The 18,371-nt window shown below is 64.1% G+C and carries 18 protein-coding genes; 8 read left to right on the plus strand and 10 right to left on the minus strand.

The genetic code is table 11. The features are described 5' to 3' along the window. Positions 1-72: 72 nt before the first annotated feature. Positions 73-894: an ATP-dependent Clp protease adaptor ClpS gene (locus tag IV454_RS25300; protein WP_206088391.1), complete on the minus strand. Its 822-nt coding sequence runs from the start codon at positions 892-894 to the stop codon at positions 73-75. A gap of 387 nt (positions 895-1,281) precedes the next feature. Here IV454_RS25300 and IV454_RS25305 point away from each other — a divergent pair, with 387 nt between their 5' ends. Next, positions 1,282-3,051: a methyl-accepting chemotaxis protein gene (locus IV454_RS25305; RefSeq protein ID WP_206088393.1), complete on the plus strand. Its 1,770-nt coding sequence runs from the start codon at positions 1,282-1,284 to the stop codon at positions 3,049-3,051. Here the strand turns inward: IV454_RS25305 and IV454_RS33400 are convergent. The 8 genes from IV454_RS33400 to IV454_RS25340 all read right to left on the minus strand — a co-directional run bounded on the left by IV454_RS33400 (position 3,048) and on the right by IV454_RS25340 (position 10,031). Next, positions 3,048-3,173, minus strand: a complete 126-nt coding sequence (locus IV454_RS33400; RefSeq protein WP_282961372.1) for a hypothetical protein — start codon at positions 3,171-3,173, stop codon at positions 3,048-3,050. The two genes, IV454_RS25305 and IV454_RS33400, sit on opposite strands and share 4 nt — an antisense overlap. Further along, complete coding sequence (locus IV454_RS25310; protein WP_206088395.1) at positions 3,173-4,129, minus strand: ADP-ribosylglycohydrolase family protein; 957 nt, start codon at positions 4,127-4,129, stop codon at positions 3,173-3,175. The genes IV454_RS33400 and IV454_RS25310 overlap by 1 nt, the downstream gene beginning before the upstream one ends. A gap of 167 nt (positions 4,130-4,296) precedes the next feature. Beyond that, a complete protein-coding gene (locus tag IV454_RS25315; protein WP_206088396.1) occupies positions 4,297-4,935 on the minus strand; it encodes a hypothetical protein in 639 nt (212 codons plus the stop codon). 227 nt (positions 4,936-5,162) lie between these two features. Then, entirely contained in the window at positions 5,163-5,738 is a 576-nt protein-coding gene (locus IV454_RS25320; protein WP_206088398.1) for a hypothetical protein, read from the minus strand. A gap of 242 nt (positions 5,739-5,980) precedes the next feature. Further along, positions 5,981-6,667, minus strand: coding sequence for a carbonic anhydrase (locus tag IV454_RS25325; protein ID WP_206088400.1), 687 nt, complete (start codon positions 6,665-6,667; stop codon positions 5,981-5,983). 12 nt (positions 6,668-6,679) lie between these two features. Next, entirely contained in the window at positions 6,680-7,360 is a 681-nt protein-coding gene (locus IV454_RS25330; protein WP_054262687.1) for a Crp/Fnr family transcriptional regulator, read from the minus strand. A gap of 14 nt (positions 7,361-7,374) precedes the next feature. After that, a complete protein-coding gene (locus IV454_RS25335) occupies positions 7,375-8,760 on the minus strand; it encodes a NarK family nitrate/nitrite MFS transporter (protein WP_206088402.1) in 1,386 nt (461 codons plus the stop codon). 17 nt (positions 8,761-8,777) lie between these two features. Then, positions 8,778-10,031 carry an MFS transporter gene (locus IV454_RS25340; RefSeq protein ID WP_206088404.1) on the minus strand — a complete coding sequence of 418 codons (1,254 nt, stop codon included), beginning with the start codon at positions 10,029-10,031 and terminating at the stop codon, positions 8,778-8,780. Positions 10,032-10,250: 219 nt separating this feature from the next. Between IV454_RS25340 and IV454_RS25345 the strand changes: the two genes are divergently transcribed. Then, a complete protein-coding gene (locus tag IV454_RS25345; protein WP_206088406.1) occupies positions 10,251-11,570 on the plus strand; it encodes a hypothetical protein in 1,320 nt (439 codons plus the stop codon). Between the two features lie 183 nt (positions 11,571-11,753). Here the strand turns inward: IV454_RS25345 and IV454_RS25350 are convergent, their stop codons facing one another. Then, the gene (locus IV454_RS25350) at positions 11,754-12,203 is read right to left on the minus strand and encodes an RrF2 family transcriptional regulator (RefSeq protein ID WP_206092816.1); all 450 of its coding nucleotides are present in this window, start codon (positions 12,201-12,203) and stop codon (positions 11,754-11,756) included. A 179-nt stretch (positions 12,204-12,382) separates the two neighbouring features. Between IV454_RS25350 and IV454_RS25355 the strand changes: the two genes are divergently transcribed. The 6 genes from IV454_RS25355 to IV454_RS25380 all read left to right on the plus strand — a co-directional run bounded on the left by IV454_RS25355 (position 12,383) and on the right by IV454_RS25380 (position 18,310). Continuing rightward, positions 12,383-14,659, plus strand: a complete 2,277-nt coding sequence (locus tag IV454_RS25355; RefSeq protein WP_206088408.1) for a nitric-oxide reductase large subunit — start codon at positions 12,383-12,385, stop codon at positions 14,657-14,659. Between the two features lie 67 nt (positions 14,660-14,726). Next, entirely contained in the window at positions 14,727-14,984 is a 258-nt protein-coding gene (locus IV454_RS25360) for a DUF2249 domain-containing protein (protein WP_206088410.1), read from the plus strand. 15 nt (positions 14,985-14,999) lie between these two features. After that, entirely contained in the window at positions 15,000-15,380 is a 381-nt protein-coding gene (locus tag IV454_RS25365; RefSeq protein ID WP_206088412.1) for a SirB2 family protein, read from the plus strand. 119 nt (positions 15,381-15,499) lie between these two features. Beyond that, positions 15,500-16,918, plus strand: coding sequence for a copper-containing nitrite reductase (gene nirK / locus IV454_RS25370; protein ID WP_206088414.1), 1,419 nt, complete (start codon positions 15,500-15,502; stop codon positions 16,916-16,918). A gap of 7 nt (positions 16,919-16,925) precedes the next feature. Further along, positions 16,926-17,723, plus strand: coding sequence for a formylglycine-generating enzyme family protein (locus IV454_RS25375; protein ID WP_206088416.1), 798 nt, complete (start codon positions 16,926-16,928; stop codon positions 17,721-17,723). After that, positions 17,720-18,310 carry an SCO family protein gene (locus IV454_RS25380; protein WP_206088418.1) on the plus strand — a complete coding sequence of 197 codons (591 nt, stop codon included), beginning with the start codon at positions 17,720-17,722 and terminating at the stop codon, positions 18,308-18,310. The genes IV454_RS25375 and IV454_RS25380 overlap by 4 nt, the downstream gene beginning before the upstream one ends. Positions 18,311-18,371 lie beyond the last annotated feature (61 nt).

Genomic DNA, 18,371 nt, shown 5'->3' on the forward strand with positions numbered 1-18,371 from the left:
GATGGCCCCGGTGGCGCGCAGCAAGCGCGACGGCCAGCCCCATGCGGCGTGCCGGGGCCTGCTGGCACTCCATCAAGCGCTGGCAAGGCGCACGCGCAAGGGTTCGCAGCGCTCACGTGCAAGCGCTTCGATGTGGTCCGCTTTGGCGCGCGCGATGGCCACCGGGAACGTGCCGCAGTCCGCCTGCCCCTGCTGGTGGATCTGCATCATGCTTGCCTGCGCCTGGTCCGGAGACATCGCCAGGATCGATTCGAGCACCTCGACCACAAAGGCCATCGACGTGTAGTCGTCATTGAGCATTACCAGGCGCGCTTGAGCGCTGCCTGGCGCGAGTGCACCGTCCTGCTCCGCGCCTGCACCGTGCGCAACGCGACAGGCCAGGCGGTAGCGATCAAGGCCATGCTCCTCCAGCGCACTGGCTGCAAGGCCTATGCGATGGCGCACGATGGCAAACAGCAGGACGCCCGTATCGACCGGCCTTGCCATGCTGATACCGCGGACCGTCGCCTTCAAGAGGGCGTGCTCCAGTTGCTCGCTGGGTAAGATGGTTCGTCCAAGATAGTGATCCAGCTTCGCGATCCCGATCGGCAGGCACTGCGCGAGCAGCGCGACCAGGTGCGCGCGCCATCCGCTTGGCCAGCGATGCGCGTTTGCCGCTTCCGCAAGCTGCTCGGCCACCATGGTGCGCAGGTTCGCGTGCAGCGCGGCCACCTTCCCCGCCGCCATGCAGTCATTCAATATCGCGCGGGCCCCATCGTCCTCGATCACATGGACCAGCACCCGTTCCAGGGTGAGGCGTCTGTCGTGGTGGCGGTGGCATGCCGCAAACGATTCCTGCAGCACGCGTTCGAGGTCAGGGGCAGGAGCGCCAGGGGCGATACTCACATGGTTCATGACGCGATCACCTGTTATTCCAGCGGGAAAATTGTAAACATTTCAAGAAGAACGGGATGTTATCCAGTCTTTGTACACCGGTCAATCCGGATCGTTGATGCATGGCGAGCGACGGCAGCTGTTGTGCCCAGGCCTCATGACAATAGATTAAACAATGACTTGCGCGCCCCGCTCCGGCACCCGGCGGGCACTGCAAGACGCGCGGGCCGCAACCATTTTTCAGCCGCTCCCCTCCCACCGGTCCGTAAAGAAATTATTTTGCATTTTATTGACATGGATCAATGAGTTCGGGAGACTGCATTCATCACTGCAGTCGATGGCGATGTCGCGGCAGCGGCATCCTGTCGGGATTCTCACTGAACAACGTTGAACTCCTCGGAGGCTCCCATGCTGAAGAATTATTCGATCCGGGTCATTTTCGCCGCGTTTTTCCTTGTCAGCGTGGTGCTGTCGGTATGCTCCCTGCTGGCCTTATCCAGCGTCTCGCGGGAGCAGGAAAAGACCATGCAGGCCAGCGAGAACCGCTACCAATCCTTCCTGCTCGCCGACGAGCTGCGCCAGAGTTCCGACGACCTGACCCGCCTTGCGCGCACCTTCGTGGTGTCGGGCGATCCTGCCTACGAACGCCAGTACATGGACATTCTCGCCATCCGCAACGGCGCCAAGCCCCGTCCCCAGCACTACGAGCGCATCTATTGGGATTTCGTCGCCGCCGGGACCGACAAGCCAACGCCGGACGGGCAAACGATTGCGCTGGCCGACCTGATGCGCAAGGCAGGGTTTACCGATGCCGAATTTGCCAAGCTCAAGCAGGCCCAGGACAATTCGGATGCCCTGGTCAAGACTGAAGTGATTGCCATGAACGCGGTGAAAGGCTTGTTCGATGACGGCACCGGCAAGTTCACCCAAAAGCGCGAACCCGACATGGACATGGCGCGCAAAATCATGCACGACGCCAATTACCACAAGAACAAGGCAACGATCATGGCGCCGGTCAATGAGTTCCTGGCGATGCTCGATCAGCGCACCGGCGACGAGGTGCGCATCGCCGCCGCCCGCGCCAACACTGCCTTCTGGGTGGCGGTGGTCGTTCTGGGCGTGTCCCTGGGCCTGTCGCTGGTCACCGTGCTGATGATCTACCGGCACATCAAGGTTGGCTTCACGCATGCGATCGATACCGCCAGCAAGATCGCCTCGGGCGACCTGAACGGTGAGACCAGCGAGGAACGCAAGGATGAAGTCGGACAGCTACTGCAAAGCATGAACACCATCAGCATTAACCTGAAGCAGACGGTCAGCAAGATCCGCGAAAGTTCCGACGAAATCTCCGCCGCCACCCACGACATCGCGCTCGGCAACGCCGATCTGTCGGCCCGCACCGAATCGCAGGCCAGTTCGCTGGAAGAAACCGCGTCCTCCATGGAAGAGCTCACCAGCACCGTCAAGCAAAACGCCGACAACGCGCGGCAAGCGAACCTGCTCGCCTCGTCCGCCTCCGAGGTGGCGATCAAGGGTGGCGCGGTGGTCTCGCAGGTGGTCGATACGATGGGATCGATCAATGAGTCGGCCAGGAAGATTGTCGACATCATCAGCGTGATCGACGGCATTGCGTTCCAGACGAATATCCTTGCGCTCAACGCGGCCGTGGAAGCGGCGCGCGCCGGCGAACAAGGGCGCGGCTTTGCGGTCGTGGCCTCGGAAGTGCGCAATCTGGCCCAACGCTCCGCCAGTGCGGCGAAGGAAATCAAAGCCTTGATCAACGACTCGGTCGACAAGGTCGACCTGGGCAGCAAACTGGTCGATCACGCCGGCACGACCATGAATGAAGTGGTGGCCAGCATCAAGCGCGTCTCGGCCATTGTCGGCGAAATCGCCACGGCCAGCCAGGAACAGTCGTCGGGCATCGAGCAGATCAACGAGGCCATCGTCCAGATGGACGCGCTTGTGCAAAGCAATTCCTCGCTGGTGGAACAAGCCGCGGCGGCCGCCGAATCGCTGGAAGAGCAAGCCGGCAATCTGGTTGAGACGGTCAAGATCTTCAAGGTCGACCCGCAGGACGAGCAATATCGCGCGCCTGGCAGGACTCGTTCGGCCAGGCAGGACGGCCCGGTCGCGGCGCGCAAGAAGTCGCCGCCTGCGCTGATCGGTTCGGACTAGCTCAGGTGCGCCCGCACGCGTTGCGGCGTCATAAGCGGATCGTGGTCGCGGCAGGTGGCGTTAAGGGCTTGTTGCAGTACGTAATCGGGCTGGGCGCACAGCTTGCTGTTAGTGGCGCTCATCAGCCGCTTTCCACTGTGCGGCACGCCAGAAGCGCATCGACCAATGGCCCGTACAAGTTGCCACCTCTGAGCTGTTCACGCCAGCGCGCGGGAATGCCGTGTATGCCGACGCGCAGGCCAGCAATGCCGCCGGCGATACAGGCAGTCGTATCGGTATCGTTGCCCAGGCTGACCGCCGCGCGCACCACGTCTTCGTAGGTCCCCGCAACTTGCACCATCCGCGCCGAACGCAGGGAATCGACGACATATCCGGAACCGCTGCCACCGGATGGGTCGTCAGGGCGCACCGCCCATTCCAGTTCTTCCAGCGCTTCAGGCATGGACGCGTAGATGGTGCGCAGCGCCGCCACCGCGCCGCGCCACGGATCGCTGGACGCCGACAGCTCGCGCCGCGCCCACAGGCAGTACAGCGCGCAGCACACTTGAGAGCGCAGATGACCATGGGTGGGCAGGGATTGCCGGTGGGCGTCGCGCACCAGGCTGGCGTCAGACCCGCGGTGCCACAGCGCCAGCGGCAAGGCGCGCATCAGCGATCCATTGCCATTGTCGTACTGGCCGCACGGGCCAGCCTGATCCGCCGGCGTGCCGCGACGCAGGGCGCGAATGGCGCTTCCGGTGCTCACGCCGACATCGAACACCACGCCATCGACCGCCATATAGCCCTCCTCATACCACGCAAGCAGCCGGGCGCCGAAGTCATGCAGGTCGAGGCTGCCACGGCCGAGCAGCGAGGCCAGCAGGCACAATGCCTGGGCGCCATCGTCGGACCATGTTCCTGGGGGCACCGCCAGGTGCGAGCGCGGGAAGTGCAGCGGGGGCGCGAAGTCGATCAGGGAGGCCGGCGGAATATCGGCTGCCCTGTGAAACTCATAGGGAACACCCAGCGCATCGCCCACCAGCAGGCCGACGATGCCGCCAGCGAGCCGTTCATGGTAGCTTGGCTGGCGCTGCGTCACGGGTGCGTGCCTGCGGGCGGCAAGGACATCGGTACAGGTTTCTCTCGTCGAATGAAGCCTGTATTGTCTTGAATATGCCGGCAGGCGGCAAGAGGAAATTGAAATTCAACAAGATGAGGGCCGGGGCCGGGTGTCGTCCGGTCCGGCCTGCTCACCCTACCGTGCACTCAGGCCTTGCCCGAGGGATCGTTGGCTGCCTTGACGGGTTCAGCGGACATGCCATCCTTTTCCCAGCGGTCGAAGGTGGCCATGATGGCGTCCTGGGTTTTCTGGCTGAGCTCAGGCAAGCTGCCGCCGAGGGCCTTGGCGGCTTCGTCGAAACCATCCTGCACGGCGGCGCGGATCGCGGCCAGCTTGGACGGATCGTCGCCGATCGCGCCCTTGGCCATGTTGAGGATCCGTTCGGACACCTTGGCAACGCCGAACTCGCCGTCTTCGGCCGTGGCCGCCTTGGCTTCTTCGATGGTTGCCGGGTCGGCACTGAGCTTTTGCTCGCCGCTGACGACCTTCGACAGGTTCAGCCCCTGCTGCTCGACGGCGGGCAGGATCAGGTTGATGACTTCCTGCGCCTGGCGGTCGGACTCGGCCAGCAAGGCGTCGAGGTCGGGCGGCGCCTGGGCTGCCGCGGCGGCCGCGCGCGGCACGCCATAGGTCAGCGGGGCTTGTTCCGGCCCGCTCAGGGTCACCTTGTCGGTCTTGACCGTACCCTCGGACTGGGCGTTATCGGTCGGGCGGCGCCCCGTTTCGCGTGGCGCAATCGGTGTGGCGCCGCCTGAGGGTGTTGTGTTGGAAATGGTAATACTCATGACCTCTCCTTCTTGGCGCGTTGCACGCCGTAACGTTAGATCTTCATAGGCGAAAGACGGCAGTGTGCCGTGCTCGTTAATGATTAACGGCAGGATTGGTCGAAAGTTGAATATTCAGCGAGCGATTTTAAATACCGGAAAATGCAGATGGCCGGGACAAGAAAAATTCCAGCCATTCCGGATGAATACGCCATCCCGATACGCGCCCCATGATCACGGCGGCCACTTTACGTCAGGTTCAGCGTCCACGTGGTCACACCTTCATCGTCATCGGTGGATAACGCCACGTCCTGAGTCCAGCTGGCAATATACGTCCAGGCGGTATCTTCCAGCCATGCAAGGGTATCGAAACTGGTGGCGCGCAGGCGAATGAATTTTACGTACAGATCGATATTGTCCTTGATCCACATATCGTCGCCGTTGATGCGCAATTGAATCTGCAGGTGTCCGCTCAAGCCCTCTGAAAACTCGAATCCGTAGCCAGGATACGGCATCGGAATCATTCCTATGCCAGGCGGCAATTCCGGAGTCAGGTCGTTCCTGCGGGGCAGTTTGGCCGGCCCGCTGTAATTGTAGCTGCGGCTGTCGCCGCGTTCGTGGTCATCCACATCCGCATAATCGAGGTTGAGCACGCGGATTTCTTTACCGTTCCTAAGTATGCTCGCCTGCACCAGGTTATCGGTTTCGGCATTGGGCACATCTTTGGTCGCCGCGACCAGTCCGATCGATCCGATCCACATAATATACTCCTCAGAATGAATAATGGTGAGCATGGTTTTTTTATAATAAATGCCACGCTGCATGGAAAGCGTTCCTGCATTCCCTGACGCATCGGGAAGCGACACACCTCTCCAAAACATTATTCCGCCGAGCTCGCTCAGTCTGTTTGCGATAAGCTAACCGCGCATGAAGACTGGCAGGAAAACCATCGCCAGTCGATTCCTTTCAAAATTGAAAACGCAGCGGGATCGCCGTCCGCAAGCTGGGCCTGGAACCGGCCGTCACTGAAACAGGCCGGTTTTGACAGCGTTCCCGGCTCAACGGTTCACGGCGTGCCGGCCGGCAGCACCCGCCCCTTGACCGCATCGATCGGGCACACCATCGGCAAAAACTGTTGCTGGCGCGCCGAATAGCCCATCAGCGCGCCGCTATCGATATCGAAATACCAGCCGTGCAGCACCAGCTTGCCCTCCTCCACCCGGCGCTTGACCCACGGATAGGTCAGCAGGTTGTCGAGCGACTGCAGGATGCTGGCCTGTTCGCAAGCCTTATGCCGCTCTTCCGAGCTCTTGTGCGCCAAGTCGCGCATGACGCGCACCCGCACCGGCTCGGCGATGCGCATCCAGCGCTCGACAAACCCGGTTTCGCGCTGCTCCGGTTCCAGCGGTTGCGGCGCCAGCAAGGCACGGATGCCGCCGCAGCGCGCATGCCCGAGCACGATCACCCGCAGCACTTCCAGGTTGCAGATGGCGAACTCGATGGCCGAACTGACACCCGGCGGCGCATCCGGCGTACAGGGCGGCACCAGATTGGCGATATTGCGCACCACGAACATGTCGCCCGGACCGCTCCCCGTCAACAGCATCGGATCGACCCGCGAATCGCAGCAGCCGATCAGCAAGGTGCTGGGCCGCTGTCCGTCGCGCAAGGTGTCGTAGACGCCATGGTCTTCGCTGAAATACTGCTGCTGGAAGCGGCTGAAGCCGCGTACGAACTTCTCGATGTCTTGCATGTCCTGCTCCGTTCAACCGGCGTGCTTGCGCAAGCCGTCGATATTCATGATCGTTACATTGCGCCCCTGCACGCCGATCAGGCCATGCATGGTCAGGTCGCCCAGAATGCGCGAAAAATGTTCCGGCGTCAGGTTCAGGCGCGACGCCACCACCGCCTTGCTGACCGGCAGGGTCAGCTGTGCACCCTGCCCGGTCGCCTCGTCCTGCAGCAGGTAGCCGATCACCCTCTGGGTGCCGGACTGCAAGGCGACCGATTCCAGGTCGCAGATCAGCCCATGCATGCGCCGGCTCAGCCCGGCCAGCATCTTGCGCGCGAAACCGGGGTCGTGCGCGATGCCGTCGAACACCGCTTCCTTGGTCACATGCAGCAGCAGGGAATCGGCCAGCGCCGTGGCCGAGACAATGTAGGGCTTTTCCATGAACATCAGCGCTTCGCCGAAGCTGTGGCCGGGTCCGATCAGCTCGATGATCTTTTCGGCGCCGTTGGCCACCCCGGCGGCCAGCTTGACTTGGCCGAAAATGACCAGGTGAAAACCCTTGCAGGTATCGCCGCGCTGGAAAATGATGTCGCCGCGCGCCGCGTGGCGCTCGCTGGTGCCGGCCGCGATGGCGTCGAGTTCGCTCGGCGACATCGCATCGAACAGCGGCAGCCGCGCCAGGAAGGTTTGCGGCGAGAATCGGTTCTTTTCCATGGCAGCTCCCGCTATCAGCAAGGCATGTCCGCATTGCGGCGCGCGTAGCACCACCACGTGACCACGATGCAGGACACGTAAAAAGCGACGAAGCCCCACAGCGCCGCATCCGGACCGCCGGTCAGGGCGATCGAGGTGCCGTAGCACTTGGGAATGAAGAACGCGCCGTAGGCCGCCACCGCCGAGGTGAAACCGAGTACCGCCGCGCCTTCCTTGTTGGCGTCGACAATCGCCTGTTCCCTGGCGGCGTGGCCCTTGCCCTCGGCGGCACGCTGGCGCTCGGTGAGAAAAATCACCGGAATCATGCGGAAGGTCGAGGCATTGCCCACGCCCGTGCCGGCGAACAGCAGCATGAACATCCAGAAGAAGCCTGTGAAGTTGCCCGCCACGCCGCCATGCGGCAGGAAGTGAATGACGCCGACCACGGCCGCGATCATCAGCACAAAGGTCCACAGGGTCACTTTCGCGCCGCCCAGCTTGTCGGCCACGATGCCGCCCGCCACCCGCGCCAGCGCCCCGACCAGGGGGCCAAGGAAGGCGTAATCGAGCGGATTGATATCCGGGAACTGGGTCTTGATCAGCAGCGGAAAGCCGGCCGAGTAACCGATGAAGGAACCGAAGGTGCCCGTGTACAGCCAGCACATCAGCCAGTTATGCTTGCGCTTGAAAATGATGGCCTGTTCCGAGAACGAAGCCTTGGCCGAGGCCAGGTCGTTCATCCCGAACCACGACGCGACCGCGGTCAGCGCGATGAAGGGTACCCAGATGAAGCCGGCGTTCTGCAGCCACATGGCCTTGTGCGCATCGCCCTTGACCCATTGCTGCGCCTCGCCGCCGAGCGCGCCGAACACGCCGGCGGTAATCACCAGCGGCACCACGAACTGCACCGCCGAGACGCCCAGGTTGCCCAGGCCGGCATTCATGCCGAGCGCGTAGCCCTTCTGCGCCTTGGGATAGAAGAAGCTGATATTCGCCATCGACGAGGCAAAATTGCCGCCGCCGAAGCCGCACAGCAAGGCCAGGATCAGCATGATGGGGTAGCTGGTATTGACGTCCTGCACGGCGAAACCGATGCCGATGGCGGGAATGAGCAAGGACGCGGTCGAGATCGTGGTCCATTTGCGCCCGCCGAAAATCGGCACCATGAAGGAATAGAAGATGCGCAGGGTCGCGCCGGACAAGCCCGGCAGCGCGGTCAGCCAGAACAGCTGGTTGGTGCTGTACTTGAAGCCGATATTGGGCAGGTTGACCACGACCACGCTCCACACCATCCACACGGCGAAGGCGAACATCAGCGCCGGGATCGAGATCCACAGGTTGCGGTTGGCGGTCGACTTGCCGCTCTTTTGCCAGAAGGCCGGCAGTTCCGGCTCCCAGTCGGCGATCACATATTTACTCATTTGATTTCTCCTTGAAATTAGGCGACGACGGCCAACCGGGCCGGCGCGGCGGGCCGCGCACTGTCTTTGAAGCTGAAATGCATCCACACGAGGGATACGCACACGGTGCCGTAGAGCAGCATGAAAGCGGACGAGCGCACCCCGGTGAGGTCGACCAGCGCGCCGAACAGGATCGGCAGCACGAAGCCGCCCAGGCCGCCGGCCAGGCCCACCACGCCAGAGACGGCGCCGATGTTGTCGCTGAAATCGTCACCGATGAACTTGAACACCGATGCCTTGCCGACCGCCATGGCCACCCCGACCACGAACAGCAGCACGGTAAACATCACTGGCGTGAGGCCGATCTGCAAGGTGGTGCTGCCGGTCACGGTCTTGATGATCATGTTGGTTTGCGGGTAAGACAGCAGGAAGAAGCAGACCCAGCACACCCACATGACCCACCAGGTGACCTTGTGGGCGCCGTATTTGTCCGAAATCCAGCCGCCCAGGGCGCGCAGCACGCCGCCCGGCAAAGAGAAGCAGGCGGCCAGCAAGGCGGCCAGGCGCATATCGAAGCCGTACTCGCTGACGTAATACTTGGTCATCCACAAGGCCAGGCCCACATAGCCGCCGAACACGACCGAGTAGTACTGGCAGTAGCGCCACACGCGCGGGTCCTTGAGCACCTTCATCTGTTCGACAAAGGACACGCCGGCCGGCATCTTGTGGGCAGGGTCGCTGTAGGTGCCGAGCCAGAACAGGGCGGCCGTGATCAGCATGGCCACCGCGTACACCTTGGGCAGCATCTGCCAGCCGAAGGCGGCGATGATAGCCGGGGCCACGAACTTGGTCAGTGCCGAGCCGGAATTGCCGGCGCCAAAGATGCCCATCGCCAGTCCGCGGCGCTCCTTGCCGAACCAGCGCGCCACGTAGGGCGTGCCGACGGAAAACGAGCCGCCGGCCAGGCCGACGAACAGGCCCAGCACCAGGAAGTGCCAATAGGCGGTGGCGTGCGAGATCATCCAGATCGGCAGCGCGGTGCTCAGCATGAGGATGAAGAACACGATGCGTCCGCCGTAGCGGTCGGTCCAGATGCCGAGCGGCACCCGCACCAGCGAGCCGCTCAATACCGGCGTGGCCGCCAGCAGGCCGAACTGGGTTTCGTTCAAGCCCAGCTGCGCCTTGATGGGAATGCCGAGCACCGCGAACATCATCCAGATCGCGAAGCAGATGGTGAAGGCGAAAGTGCTACTCGCCAGCACCGCTATTTGTTGTTGGTTCTTGCTAGACACGTTGTTCTCCCGGACCGATGACCTGATACAGGAAGCTTACGTGCTGCTTAAAAGCACGACTATTAGCCTGAGGGCGATTTTCCCACGGCAATCTGGCTAGACTCCTAGTCCAAAAGAACTAGGGCAGCCAGGATGGGCAAACTGTGTTGATCCACATCAACGATGCATTTTCGCGTTTTGAGGTATAACAACAGACCAAGAACAACAGAGGCCGCCTCCATGCAAGAATTTGCGACACCCGATTCCGCCTGCGAACCCGGCTGCGAACCCGGCTGCGGCACGCTTGATGCCGCCCAGCTCAACGCCAGTTGCTTTTGCGCCGGCCCCTCGGCAGGCGCGCTGGCCGAGGCACTGCAAAGCGGCAGCGACGGGCCGCAGGTTGCGGCCTTGATCCGCGAACGCTGTCCCCACCTGTTCGCGGCGCTGCCGGTATTCATCTCGCCGGAGCAGTCGGCGCGCATGGCGCAGCTGATCGGCGCGGTGGAAGAAGTGATAGCGCTGCCGGCCTGGCAGGACGCCGTGCTGGCCGACGCACCGGCCATCGCGCGCCACGACCCGGGCGCGCGCGGGGTTTTTTACGGCTACGACTTCCACGTGGGCGAAGACGCCGTCGGTCTCATCGAAATCAACACCAACGCCGGCGGCGCCCTGCTCAACGCGGCCCTGGCGCGCGCCGGCCACGGATGCAGCGCGATCGAGGAGGCCGGCGACGGCGCCGCGCGCGCACTGGCGCTGGAAGAGGCCATCGTCGACATGTTCCGCGCCGAGTGGCGCCTGGGCGGACGCAGCGCGCCGCTGCGCACCGTCGTGATCGTCGACGACGACCCGGAAAACCAGTACCTGTATCCCGAATTCCTGCTGTTTCGCCAGCTGTTCGCGCGCCACGACATCGAAGCGCTGATCGTCGACCCGTCCATGCTGCGCTGGGAAGCAGGCAGCCTGTGGCGCGGCGACCTGATTGTCGATCTGGTGTACAACCGCCTGACCGATTTCATGCTCGATTTACCAGCCCACGCGGCGCTGCGCGACGCCTACCTGGCCAACGCGGTGGTGCTCACGCCGCATCCGCGCGCGCACGCGTTGTACGCCGACAAGCGCAATCTGGCGCTGCTGACCGACGATGCCGCTCTGGCGGCGCTGGGCGTGGCCGCGGCCACGCGCGCGATCCTGCTCGACGGCATTCCACACACGGAGCTGGTGCGGTCCAACGAAACCGAACGCCTGTGGCGCACCCGGCGCGACTGGTTCTTCAAGCCGGTGGCGGGCTACGGCGGGCGTGCGGCCTACCGCGGCGACAAGCTGAGCAAGCGCGCCTGGCAGGATATTCTCGACGGCGATTACGTGGCGCAGGCCATCATGGCGCCGCCCGCGCGCACCGGCGGCAGCGCCCAGGCGCCCGATCGACTCAAGTTCGACATCCGCAGCTACACCTACGACGGCAAGGTGCAATGGACGGCGGCGCGCGTGTACCAGGGCCAGACCACCAACTTCCGCACCCCTGGCGGCGGTTTCGCGATGGTGTACACCGCGCAGGGGTAGGAAGCGGAAGCAGCTCTACCACGTCATTCCCGCGCAGCCCCCAGTTTCAAGGAAACTCTTCAAATCTCTTGGAACAGTGCAAAGTCAGAGGGCCGCTTCCAAATGGCGCTGGCTTAAGCTCCGTCTTTCCCGCGCAGGGCTAGGCGCCCCCACGGCGATCCAAGTTCGTCGAGCCGCCCCGCCCTACTTCCAAACAATGATCGCCTTGTCCGCCCGTTCACCCGGGCGCGCGCTGTGCGCGATCAGGTCTTCCAATGTCACGCCATCGAGCACCCGCAGATACGCCGCCGTCGCCGCCCCCAGCACCCCCTTGAGCGCGCACGCCGGCGCCAGGGTGCACGCGTTACTCTCCGGATCGAAGCACTCGGCCATGTAAAAGTCCGTCTCGCTGTTGCGCACCACGGCGCCGATATTGATCTGCGCCGGCTCGAGCTTGAGCCGCAGCCCGCCGTTACGCCCCCTCACCGTCTCCACTATGCCGGACAAGCCTAGCTGGTACACCACCTTCATCAAGTGGTTTTTCGAGATCCCGTGCACGTCGGCGATGTCCTGGATGGTGGCCAGGCGATCGCGGTGCATGCCCAGGTAGATCAGGGTGCGCAGGGTGTAATCGGTGTAGGCGGTCAGTCGCATCGGCGTGAAGGGTCGTGGATGGAAGGTGAAATGAGGCATTCAGTATACATGTATTGATCCAGATGGCGCGGCCTTGATCAAAAGAAGTATTAACTTGCTTGTTTAAATAGATGTATTTAGAATCCTTCTTTAACGGAGCGGACTGTACCGCTTCGTTCTAATAACAAGGAAACCACGCCATGCACGCCTCACGCAAACTATGGACCTGGCTCGCGGTCATCTGCGTCCTGTCCTTCGCCGTTCTCGGTTGGGTCGGGACCGAGATCTACCTGAGCGCTCCCCCGATTCCCCATCAAGTCGCCAGCCGCGACGGCGAGGTACTGTTCGCCGACGGCGAAGTCCAGCGCGGCCAGCAAGCCTGGCTCTCTGCCGGCGGCCAGCAGCTCGGCTCCGTCTGGGGCCACGGCAGCTATCTGGCGCCAGACTGGTCGGCCGACTGGCTGCACCGCGAAGCGCTGGCCCTGCGCGACATCTACGCCAGCAAGCAGTTCGCCAAACCGTTCGCCGATCTCGATGTCGAACAGCAGGCGGCCCTGAACGAACGGCTCAAGCGCGAGATGCGCGCCAACACCTGGGACGCCCGCACCGGCATCGTCAATCTGTCGCCGGAACGCGCACAAGCCGTGCGTGAAGTCGCCGCCCACTACAGCGCCCTGTTCGGCAGCGACCCCAAACTCGACGCCCTGCGCGAGCAGTACGCCATGAGCGCCGGCAGCCTGGTCACGCCGGAAGACTTGCGCGCCCTGCCCGCCTTCATCTTCTGGTCATCCTGGTCGGCCGCCACCGACCGTCCCGGCGAAACCGCGATCAGCTACACCAGCAACTGGCCGCACGAACCGCTGGTCGGCAACGGCCCCACCGCCGGCGCCGGCATCTGGTCGATCGCCAGCGTGATCCTGATGATCGGCGCCATCGCCGCCATGATCTTCTACCACGGCCGCGCCCACGAAGGCGAGGACCCGGTCCCGCCCAAGGCCGACCCGCTGTTCGACCTGAAGCCGACGGCATCGATGCGCGCCACCCGCAAATACTTCTATGTCGTCATCGCGCTGGTGCTGGCGCAGGTCGGCATGGGCGTCATCACCGCCCATTACGCGGTCGAAGGCCAGAGCTTCTTCGGCATCCCGCTCGGCCAGATCCTGCCGTTCACGGTCAGCCGCACCATCCACACCCAGTTCGCCGTGCTGTGGATCGCCACCGCCTGGCTGGCCACCGGCCTGTATATCGCCCCCGCGATCTCCGGACGCGAACCGAAGTACCAGGCGCTCGGCGTCAACGTCCTGTTCTACGCGCTGCTGTTCATCGTGGCCGGCTCCACCATCTCCGGCTGGCTCGGCACCCTGCAGCACCTGGGCAACGACTTCAGCTTCTGGATCGGCAACCAGGGCCTGGAATTCACCTCCATGGGCCGCGTGTGGCAAATCCTGCTGTTCATCGGCCTGCTGTTCTGGGTCCTGCTGCTCGGCCGCGGGCTGATGCCGGCCCTGCGCACGCCATCGGAAAGCCGCGGCCTGATCGCCATGGTGTTCCTGGCCGCACTGTGCATCGGCGGCTTCTATGCCACCTCGCTGACCTGGGGTCCGCATACCCACTACTCCATGGTCGAATACTGGCGCTGGTGGCTGGTCCACCTGTGGGTCGAAGGCTTCTTCGAAGTGTTCGCCACCGCCGTCATCGCGCTGCTGTTCACCCGCCTTGGCCTGATCGCCGCGTCCACCGCCAACAGCGCCATCGTCCTGGAAACCATCGTGTTCCTGTTCGGCGGCATCCTGGGCACCCTGCACCACCTGTACTTCACGGGCACGCCTACGTTTGTCATCGCCATCGGCGCCATGTTCTCCGCGCTGGAAGTGGTACCGCTGGCGATGATCGGCGTCGAAGCATGGCGCAACTACCAGCGCTCGAAGGCGGCGGCCTGGGTGCAGGCCTACAAATGGCCGATCCTGTGCTTCATCGCGGTCGGTTTCTGGAACGTGGTCGGTGCCGGCCTGCTCGGGTTCTCCATCAACACCCCGATCGCGCTGTACTACATGCAGGGCATGAACATGACGGCGGCCCACGGCCACGCGGCGCTGTTCGGCGTCTACGGCATGCTCGGCATCGGCCTGATGCTGTTCTGCCTGCGCGGCCTGAGCGACCGCGCCGCCTGGTCCGACAAGCTGCTTGCGCCGATGTTCTGGTGCCTGAACATCGGCCTGGCGATGATGGTCTTCATCTCGCTGGTGCCGGCCGGGATCTACCAGGCCTGGGCCAGCGTCACGCGCGGCACCTGGTTTGCGCGTTCGCCGGAAGTGGTCCACTCGCACCTGATGGAAACCCTGGTGTGGCTGCGTGTGCCGGGTGACGTGGTGTTCGCGGTCGGCTGCGTGTTCCTCGCGCTGTTCGCCGTCAAACTCGCCACCGGGGCGCGCGGCAGCAACTACGTCGTCGGCTCGGTCGCACCGGCCAAATCGTAATGCCTTTTCCCCGGCGGGATCTTCCTGCCGGGGTTCGTATCGTTTACACTACGCAAGGAGTATCACCATGAGCAACGCTGTTTTCTCGACCGCTTCCATTGGCCTGTACCCGTTCGACGCGCGCGGCGTCGCCAAGCGCTTTCGCCATGCCGCCATTTTCGGCGCGCTGAGCGCACTGGAGCCCGGCGAGACCATGCGCTTTTATAACGACCACGATCCGCTGCCGCTGCTGGCGCAGATCGAGGCCCATTTCGGTCCGCGCGTGACAATCACCTACGTGGCGCGCGCGCCGGGCGAAATCATCATCGACTTCGGGATCGCCTGAAGAAAAGGGATACGCATGGAGTACCTGACCGTCAAACACCTGCACATGAGCTGCGCGGCGCTCAGCATCGGCCTGTTCGCCCTGCGCGGCGTCTGGATGCTGCGCGGCTCGGCGCAACTGGCGCAGCGCTGGGTCAAGGTCGCGCCGCACCTGGTCGACACGGTGCTGCTGGCCAGCGCCCTGACCATGGTGGTGTGGAGCGGCCAGTACCCCTTCGTGCAGCCCTGGCTGGGCGCCAAGGTGGTGGCGCTGGTGGTGTACATCGTGCTTGGCGCGGTGGCGCTCAAGCCCGGGCGCCCCAAACGGGTGCGCGCCATCGCCTTCGGCGCGGCCCTGCTCACCGTTGCCTACATCGTCGCGGTCGCGCTCACGCGCAGGGTACTGATTGTTGTTTGAGTGCCACAAGAGAATGCCCCAAACTGTAACCTACATCAAGGAATTTCTCGAACGCAAACCTTAGCATCTTGTTGACGTCCGCCTCCGCGGCGCCTAACAGAACAAGAAAAGGTTATATCATGCGTCCACGTCCTCTCCGCCTCGCCGGCACCTGCCTGGCCACGGCTTCCGCCCTTCTCTCCCTGTGCTCCGCCCCCGTCTTTGCCGCGGAACCGGCATTGCCCGTCATCGTGCAGGAACTGCTCGCCCCACCCGCGCTGCCGCCACAAATCACGCGCAAGACCCCGGCGCGCGTGGTCGTCAACCTGACGGTCGAGGAAATCGAACGCGAAATCGCGCCGGGCACGCGCTACACCTTCTGGACCTTCGGCGGCACCGTTCCGGGCAAGATGATCCGGGTGCGCGAAGGCGACACCGTCGAACTGCACCTGCAAAACCTGGCCGGTAACAAGCTGCCCCACAATATCGACCTGCACGCGGTCACCGGCCCCGGTGGCGGCGCCGGGCAAACCCTGATCGCCCCGGGCAATGAAGCCAGCTTCACCTTCAAGGCGCTGGCCTCCGGCCTGTACGTCTACCACTGCGCCACCGCCCCGGTCGGGATGCACGTCGCCAACGGCATGTACGGCATGATCCTGGTCGAACCCAAGGAAGGCATGGCCAAGGTCGACAAGGAATACTACGTGATGCAGGGCGACTTCTACACCACCGGCGCCTACCGCGCCCCCGGCCTGCAAGGCTTCGACCTGCAAAAAGCGATCGACGAGCGGCCGACCTATGTGCTGTTCAACGGCGCCGACGGCGCCCTCACCGGCCAGGGCGCGCTCACCGCCGCCGCCGGCGAGAAGGTGCGCATGTTCTTCGGCGTGGGCGGACCGAATACCGTGTCGAGCTTTCACATCATCGGCGCCATTTTCGACAAGGTGTACACCGAAGGCGGCACCCATTTCCAGGAAAACGTCCAGACCACCCTGGTGCCGGCCGGCGGCTCGACCATCGTCGAATTCGTCCCGAAAGTACCGGGCAACCTGACCCTGGTCGACCATTCGCTCACGCGCGCCTTCAACAAGGGCGCGGTCGGCCTGATGGCGGTGAGCGGCCCCGATCGGCCTGAGATCTACGGCAAAGGCATCAAGACCGCCATGAACGCCAAGGCCGCCCCACCCGCAGCGCCCAAGACCGCAGCGGTACCCGCCGCCACCAATGCGCAGCGCCTGCGCGGCAAGGCTGTCTACGACGGCACCTGCGCCGCCTGCCACCTGCCCGACGGCAAAGGCGTTCCCGGCGTCTTCCCGCCACTGTTCAATTCCGACTTCTTCCAGCAGCGTCCTTACGAAATGGCGCACATCGTCCTGCACGGCCGCAGCGGGGAACTGGTCGTCAACGGCGAGCATTTCAACTCCGTCATGCCGGCGCAAGACCTCGACGACGACGATGTCGCCGCCGTCATCAACTATGTGAGCACCGACATGAACGCCGGTAAACCCGTCATCACGCCGGCCCAGGTCAAGCAGATGCGCCAGGTCAAAGCCAATTGAACGCGCCATGAAACGCCAATTGACCGCCCTGGCCTGCGCGGCGATGCTGTGCACGGCGGCCGCCGCCGGCGATTACGTCGCGCTGCCGGGCGCCATGTTGCGCTCGGTCATGCCGGCCGACGGCAAGGAAGCGCCGGCCAACGTGGCGCCGTTTTCGATGCGCACCGCCCCGGTCACCAACGCCGAGTTCCGTGCCTTCGTCCTCGCGCATCCGCAATGGCAGCGCGGCCAGGCGCCTGGCGTGCTTGTGTCGTCCACCTACCTGTCGGGCTGGCGCGGCGCGGCCGATCACGGCACCCTGGCGCCGGATTCGCCGGTGACCAACGTCAGCTGGCATGCGGCGACCGCCTTTTGCGCCAGCGAGGGTGCGCGCTTGCCGCGCTGGCACGAGTGGGAGTACGCCGCCGCGGCCGACGCCACCCACGCCGACGCGCGCGACGACCCGCAATGGCTGGAACACATCCTCAACTGGTACGCCCATCCGGCCAGCACGCCGCCCTCGCGCGTGCGCGGCGAAACGCCGAACTTCCACGGCCTGTACGACATGCACGGCCTGATATGGGAATGGGTCGAGGATTACAGTGCGCTGTTCGTCAGCGCCGACAGCCGCACCATGGACCCGCGCAAGGTGCTCGACTACTGCGGCGGCGCGGCCCTGTCGCTGGGCGACCGGCGCAACTACGCGGTGCTGATGCGCATCGCGCTGCTGGCCGCGATGGAAGGCGCGCAGGACGGCGGCTATCTGGGCTTTCGCTGCGCGCGCGGCGCCGACAACGATCCACCTACACCGAAGGAATCACCATGAACAGCTTCAGCCCCCTGCGCCGCGCACTGCTGCGCGCGGGCACCCTGGCCGCCATCGTCCTGGCGGCCCCCCTGGCGGGCGCCGACCCGCTGCCGGCCGACTCGCTCTACCGCCTGCCGGTGCCGCTCAAGGACAGCCAAGGCCGCCAGTTCGACTGGCGCGCCCTGGCCGGCCGTCCCCTGCTGGTGACGATGTTTTACGGCGACTGCAACGCGGCCTGCCCGATCATCATCGAAAACCTGCGCCGCACGGTCGAGCTGATCAAGCCCGCGCCCGGCCGCCTGACGGTGCTCATGGTCAGCCTCGACCCGCTGTACGACACACAAGACTCCCTGGCCCGGCTGGCCAGTTCGCACAAGCTCGATCCCGCCATCTTCCGCCTGGCGGTGGCCGCCGGCGAAACCCAGACGCGCGCCATGGCCGGCGCGCTGCAGATCAAGTACCGCGCCGTGAGCAACGGCGAAATCAACCACACCACGCGCGTGTGCCTGCTCGACGCCAGCGGCAAACTGCTCGCGGCAAGCACACAACTGAGTCCCGTGCCCGATCCGGCCTTTGTCGCGCAGATCCGGCTGGCGCTTAAATAGGCAGCGCGGGCGGCGAAAACCAATCTGTATCAAGGATTTCGCGATCGCCGCAAAACGCCGT

Origin of the sequence: Massilia antarctica, assembly GCF_015689335.1 — a bacterium.
GTDB lineage: Bacteria > Pseudomonadota > Gammaproteobacteria > Burkholderiales > Burkholderiaceae_D > Telluria_A > Telluria_A antarctica.